A 1196-nucleotide genomic window follows, 5' to 3' on the forward strand; every position below is an offset into this window, starting at 1 on the left:
ATGGACTGGTGGAAGCAATTCCACGATCCGGTGCTGGACCAGCTGATCGCCGAAGCGCTGCAGCGCAACCAGGACCTGGCCGTCGCCGCCGCCCGCGTCGACGAAGCCGCCGCCCAGGCCGGCATCGCCCGCGCCCAGTTGCTGCCGGCGCTGAACGCCAACGCCGGCTACCAGCGCGGCCGCACCTCGACCGCGACGACGACGCCTGGCGCGCCGCTGGTCAGCGACGTGCGCAACGCCAACCTCACCGCGTCCTGGGAACTGGACCTGTGGGGCAAGCTGCGCCGCGGCAACGAGGCGGCGCGCGCCGACTTCGCCGCCAGCCGCTTCGCCCGCGACAGCTCCACGCTGGCGATCGCCGCGCAGACCGCGCAAACCTATTTCCAGCTGCGCGCCTACGACGCCCAGCTGGACATCGCCAAGCGCACGCTGCAAAGCCGCGAGGAGTCGCTGAAGCTGCAGACCAAGCGCTTCAAGGGCGGCCTGATCTCCGAGCTGGACCAGCAGCAGGCCGAGGCCGAAGCGGCCTCCGCCCGCGCCAAGGTGCCGCAGATCGCCAGCGCGCTGGAACAGACCGAAAGCGCGCTGGGCGTGCTGCTCGGCCACTCGCCCAAGCAGCTGGTGGCCGGCGGCATCCAGCGCGGCCAAAGCCTGGACGCGCTGTCCGCGCCGCCGGAAGTGCCGGCCGGCCTGTCCTCCAGCCTGCTGGAGCGGCGGCCGGACATCGCCGCCAGCGAGCAGCAGCTGATCGCGGCCAACGCCCGCATCGGCGTGGCGCGCGCGGCCTACTTCCCCAGCATCAGCCTGAGCGGGGCGCTGGGTTCGCAAAGCCTGTCGCTGGACACGCTGTTCACCGGCCCGACGCGGACCTGGAGCTTCGTCGGCAACCTGGCGGCGCCGGTGTTCAACTTCGGCCAGACCGGTTACGCGGTGGACGCGGCCAGCGCGCGGCAGAAGCAGGCGCTGGCGCAGTACCAGAAGACGGTGCAGAGCGCGTTCAAGGACGCGCTGGACGCCTTGTCCGGCTACGGCGCGGCGCGGGAGATCCAGGCGGCGCAGACCACGCAGTTCCAGGCCTTGAACAAGTCGCTGCGGCTGGCCAATCTGCGTTACGACAACGGCTACGCCAGCTATCTGGACGTGCTGGACGCGCAGCGCAACAGCTTCCAGGCGGAACTGGGCCTGGTCAGCGCCAA

Annotated in this window: 1 protein-coding gene; it reads left to right on the forward strand. The window is 71.2% G+C overall.

Going from position 1 to position 1196, the window contains the following annotated elements:
• A partial coding sequence (locus JW897_RS24080) for an efflux transporter outer membrane subunit (protein ID WP_205467928.1) occupies positions 1 to 1196 on the forward strand: 1196 nt, incomplete at both ends.

This window comes from Chromobacterium alkanivorans, assembly GCF_016937655.1.
GTDB classification, from domain to species: domain Bacteria; phylum Pseudomonadota; class Gammaproteobacteria; order Burkholderiales; family Chromobacteriaceae; genus Chromobacterium; species Chromobacterium alkanivorans.